At 70.7% G+C, this 4,630-nt stretch carries 5 protein-coding genes; 2 read left to right on the forward strand and 3 right to left on the reverse strand.

Going from position 1 to position 4,630, the window contains the following annotated elements; translation table 11 throughout:
- The 3 genes from purQ to ACY45C_RS03020 form a co-directional block, all read right to left on the reverse strand.
- Positions 1–650: phosphoribosylformylglycinamidine synthase subunit PurQ (purQ, locus tag ACY45C_RS03010; protein ID WP_462186131.1), on the reverse strand; the 650-nt coding region annotated here is incomplete at its 3' end.
- Between the two features lie 127 nt (positions 651–777).
- Positions 778–1,335 (reverse strand): ATP-binding protein, encoded by a 558-nt coding sequence (locus ACY45C_RS03015; RefSeq protein ID WP_462186132.1) that lies wholly within the window; start codon positions 1,333–1,335, stop codon positions 778–780.
- A 138-nt stretch (positions 1,336–1,473) separates the two neighbouring features.
- On the reverse strand, positions 1,474–2,349 hold the full coding sequence (locus ACY45C_RS03020) for an NAD(P)/FAD-dependent oxidoreductase (RefSeq protein ID WP_462186133.1): 876 nt from the start codon (positions 2,347–2,349) through the stop codon (positions 1,474–1,476).
- A 496-nt stretch (positions 2,350–2,845) separates the two neighbouring features.
- Here ACY45C_RS03020 and ACY45C_RS03025 point away from each other — a divergent pair, with 496 nt between their 5' ends.
- Both ACY45C_RS03025 and ACY45C_RS03030 read left to right on the forward strand, forming a co-directional pair.
- Positions 2,846–4,018: a DUF5926 family protein gene (locus tag ACY45C_RS03025; RefSeq protein ID WP_462186134.1), complete on the forward strand. Its 1,173-nt coding sequence runs from the start codon at positions 2,846–2,848 to the stop codon at positions 4,016–4,018.
- An 80-nt stretch (positions 4,019–4,098) separates the two neighbouring features.
- Positions 4,099–4,630: FAD-dependent monooxygenase (locus ACY45C_RS03030; RefSeq protein ID WP_462186135.1), on the forward strand; the 532-nt coding region annotated here is incomplete at its 3' end.

Here is a 4,630-nt window from a genome sequence, read left to right on the forward strand (position 1 = left end):
CCAGGGCCGGTGAGGTCGTCAACAGCGTGCTCGGGATGCGGCATCAGGCCCACGATCGTCCGGCTCTCGTTACAGATCCCGGCGATGTCGGCGGCCGACCCGTTGGGATTCCCGCCGACGTAGCGCACCACAACCCGCCCGGCCGCCTCGAGTTCGGCGAGCACGCCCGGGGCCGCGACATAGCGACCATCCCCGTGCTTCACCGGGATGACGATCTCCTCGCCGTCCTGGTAGCCGCGGGTCCAGGCAGTGCCCGGCGCCTCGACCCGCAACCGCTGGTCGCGGCAGACGAAGTGCAGTCCCACGTTGCGAGTCAATGCCCCGGGGAGCAGGCCGGCCTCGCAGAGCACCTGAAACCCGTTGCAGATGCCGAGAATCGGCAGGCCCGCGCGGGCCGCCGGGACGAGGGCCGCCACCATGGGCGAGAACCGGGCTATCGCACCGGCGCGCAGGTAGTCACCGTAGGAGAATCCGCCGGGCAGGATGACGGCATTGACGCCGGCGAGATCGCTGTCGCCATGCCAGAGGGAGACCGGTTCGGCACCGGCGGCCCGCACTGCGAGCGCCGTGTCCCGGTCGTCGAGGGAGCCGGGGAAGGTGACGATCCCGATCCGGGCGGGCGGGGCCGCCTCGGTCACTACCACACCCATCGCGATACCCGCCCAGATCCCTCGGAGTCCACTCCCGTCAGCGTAGCCGGTCGGATTGTGGGGCGGCCGGTCGAGGAAGGGAGTCGGCCGATCGACGAAGGGAGTCGGCGGGGGACGGCGGGAGACGTCAGACCGGATGGATGCCCTCGGCCACCTCCGGGCGGGCAGCGGGCCAGGGCCCCGTCCGCGCCCGGCTCAGCCGCTCCCCGGGAGCGATCTCCTCCCAGGTGAGAGTCTTCTCCAGATGCACGCGGGTGCCCCGATGGGGGCCGTCCACCTGGTGGAACTGCACCCGGTCCATCAGAGCGCGCATGAGAAAGATGCCACGGCCTTGCTCGGGAACATTTTCCGGCCTGGGGAAATCGCTGTTCTGGCGGGCCGTCCGATCGAGATTATCCATGCCGTCGAAACCGTCGCCGCGATCGCTCACCTCGATGATGGCGACTTCGTTGTCCACTCCCACCAAAACCTCGTACTCGTCGCTGTCATGGGCATGTAGAAGAACATTGTCGCACGCTTCTGTCAATGCAAGTTCAACATCGTAAATGCATTCTTGGCTGACGCCCAGGACTTTCAGGGACTGCGTGCAGATACGTCGAACTACGGGTATGGAGATCTCATCGTGGGGCAACGACAGGCTTACTTTGATCTCCATGCCGGAGGGTGTACCCGCGTCACGCATCATCAACCGAACGACCTACGCCGGCGCAGGCTCGATCCGGTCACATGCCATCGGTCATCGTAATCGGTTATTGCGATAGGTTATCGCAATCGGTTATCTCAATCGGGCGGCGAGGGCTCGGCCCAGCTCGGTGCCCGAGTGTCAGGCATTCTCGATCTTCGGTGTTCCCCAGCCGTCGCCGGCGAGCCCGATCCCACTGCCGGACAGGTAGTACGGCTGTTCGTGCGGACGGTCCGGGCGGGCGAAGGTCCACCTTTGCACGTACGTCCAACTGGGTTGCACCGTGATGGTGAGCAGGCGCCGTAGTGCCGCGACGAGATCGGGCCCGGCCGCCGCGGGGTCGGCCAGCCGCGCCCGCGCGAAATCCGGCGTCGAGTGGGCGACCAGGACGGCGGCACTGTCACCCCGGCGACGGCCGTCGTCGGCGATCCAGGCGATCGTATCGTCGTCGTGGACGAAGGCTCCGTCGATCGGTGCCCAGCACCGGTAGGGCCAGCCGGCGAGCTGCGCCCGCTCCTCGGTGCAGGCCGGGTCGAGATGGCGCAGCGCCTGCGGGTCGGGCATCGCGAGGACCACCGCGTCGGCGGCCTCGTCGTCGACGCGGGGACCCGGGGTGATCCGGCGGATCGGCGTGGACTGCGCGACCTGCACCCCGGCGCGGGACGCGAGGTCGGCGACCAGGGAACGCAGCCCGCGTGGGGCGGCGTACCGCAGCGGGCCGGAACGCGGCTCGGCCAAGGTGGCGGTCGGCCCACTGATTACCGACATTCGGTGCGTCCAGGGGCGTACCAGGCCACGGATGAACCAATCGTCCACGACTTCGCGGAACTCCGGCGAGGTGGCGGTGAAGTACGACGCGCCGGAGTCCACGATGCGCCCGTCTATCCACCGTGAGGCCATCCGTCCGCCGATCACGCGGCCCCGGTCACGGACATCCACGGTGATTCCCTCGGCTAGCAGTGTGCTGGCGCAGGCGATCCCAGCAATGCCCCCGCCGGCAACGACGACCTTCGCCACCGACCCCCCATATATCGAGATGAATGCCGCGGGCGCCGCCTGTCGAGCGGCCTTTCACCGGTTCCCGCGGCGTCGTCTTCCTGGATGTGCCGCCACGGTGACGGTGGCTTGCGGACGAGCGTCGATGATGCTCGCCATCAGTCCCGCCAGGGCCCGTCCGCCGAACGGCTGTGTTCATCGTGCCCATTGAGGAGGGGGCCGCGTGCGGTATCCGTGGTAATGGTTCCGCAGTGACGGGATAGTCCCTGCCGTGGAAGAGGGTTATCCCTGAATGGGCGCCCGAGATGCCGGGGATGCATCTGTCGTCGACCGGATCTGTCGGCTGTCGGCTCTCCGTCGGCCCGCTCCTACGACGGGGCCCGCTCCCGCGACGGGAGCGGTGGTGTGTGCCACGGGCGCGGCCGCCACCCGGCACCCTCGTCATCCGCCGACCATGGCTTAGCCTTACCCGCAGGAAGTCCATGACCGCGCGTGACGGCCTCTACCCCAGGAGGTCGTGATCGCTCGCCGACCCGCACCCCAGCGTCCCGGCACCCGCCCGGCACGAGTCGCCACGCCCGGCTCTGGCGGGGGAGCCGCACGGAGCCGTCGCCGCCCGTCTGTCCACGGATCCGATGGGGCCATCCCCGCCGTCGGACCGCGGGAACCCTGTCCCTGCGGGTCGGGCCGTCGTTACAAGGCGTGCCACGGCGAGCGGAACCGGCCGGCTCCCGTGCTGCGCCCGTTCGCGGGCCGCCGCGACGAGCCGGACCTGGTCGCCCTGCGGGAGCTGGTGCCCAGCGCCACCGCGCCGCTGACCCTGGCGGCGGCCTACCTCGCCGACCATCCTGAGCACGCCGACCGGCGCATCACGCTCTGCACGATGCTGCCGCAGGCCGCCCCCGCCCTGGTGCGCGAGGACGGCGAAATCCTGGTCGCCCTGCAGATCGCCCTTCCGGGTCTGGACGCATCGCGGGATGTCGCCGGTGCCCTGCTCGCCGCACTCGCCGCTGAGCCGGGGAGTGTGATCGACATCCCGCCTGCCTCCGCGCCGCGCCTCGTGGAACAACTGCCCGCGGGACTCGCCGGGTTGCCCCGGCTCACCGACCTGCTGGACCCGGCACCCCTGGGCATCACCGTTCATTCCGGGTTCGGATGGTGGCTGCCACCGTCGGACGAGGAGAGCGGTCCGAACCAGGAGGTGGCGGTGATGCTGGAGCGCGCCAACGCCACCGTGGTGCCCACCGTCCGGCTCACCTCGGTGCCGGCTGCCTACTGGTGCCACCCCGGTGACCGCTGGCACCTGCGGTGGGCGCTTCCGCTGGCCTGGCTGGGCGCGGCGGGTACTGCGGCGGGCACCGGCTCCGAGGCCGAGGCGGTCGCTCCCATCGGCGCGGGCGCCGACGTCGCCCCCACCGAGGAGGCGTTGCTGGATGCGCTGGCTCGCCTGGCTGCGGCCGAACGTCTCACGGTGGGGGAGGGCTCCAGGTTCATCGGGTTCTTCCGCGCCGACGGGCTCGTCGTTCCCGTCTGGGATCTCGCGCCCGGAAGCGAGGCGGACCGCTGTGAGGAGCCGGCCGCCGCGCTGCGGGTGGCCTATCAACGGGCACTGGCCGACACCACGGCACTGACCGCACACGAACGCCGGGTGCGGGCGGGTCTTGTTGGACGCAGCCTCACCCTGCGCTGACGGCGTCGGCGCCAGACCGCGGTGTCGGGGTGGGGTGCGGTGTCGGGGTGGGGGTGCGGTGTCCGGGAGGATGAAGCGCCGTGAGCAGGGTTGACGATCCGGAGAACACCTTTGACGTCATTGTCGTCGGGGCGGGCCCGGCCGGTGGCAGCGCGGCGCGGGCGGCGGCGAACGCCGGGGCCCGGGTGTGCGTGCTCGAACGCTCGGCGGTACCTCGCTACAAGACCTGCGGTGGCGGCCTGGTCGGCCTTTCGGCGGATTATCTCGGCACCGAACTGACCGGTCTGGTCCGAGCCAGCGTCAGCTCGCTGACGATGACCTGGGACGGCCGCTTCGAGGTCACCCGCGGCCGGTCCGGCGGCCGTCCCTGGATGTCGATGGTGATGCGATCCGATCTGGACGCCGCTCTCCTGGCCGCGGCGGCTGCGGCCGGCGCGACCGTGCGGACCGGTGCGCACGTGGTGGGGCTGACCGAGAGCGGGCCGGGCGGGACCGGTCGGGATGTGACCGGGCCGGGCGAGGCCGGGATCGCAGAGGACGCCGGGGATCAGGATGACGGTTGGGTGACCGTGCGTCTCCGCGCGGGGGCGGGCCTGCGCGCTCGGGTGGTGG

It is taken from the genome of Frankia sp. CcWB2 (genome assembly GCF_977927585.1).